Here is a 206-nt window from a genome sequence, read left to right as displayed (position 1 = left end):
ATGCAATGCAAGCTGTTAAGCTGGGCTCTTATGATTTTTATGCTAAACCAGTAGACCCAGATACATTAGATCTCATCGTTCAACGTGCTTTTCATATTTATCATTTAGAAGAACAAAATCGCCAGCTGAGCAATCAACAAGAATCTATGTTAAATGGTTTAATTGCCAGTGATGCTAAAATGCTCAAAATTTGTAGCATGATAGAA

At 35.0% G+C, this 206-nt stretch carries 1 pseudogene; it reads left to right on the top strand.

Features of this window, described 5'->3' with window-relative positions:
* Window positions 1-206, top strand: a pseudogene (locus GQR38_RS20130) (AAA family ATPase); the annotation flags it as partial.

This window comes from Pseudoalteromonas sp. c7(2019) (genome assembly GCF_011378625.1).
Lineage (GTDB): Bacteria > Pseudomonadota > Gammaproteobacteria > Enterobacterales > Alteromonadaceae > Pseudoalteromonas > Pseudoalteromonas arctica.
This window is presented reverse-complemented; position numbering and strand designations above follow the sequence as displayed.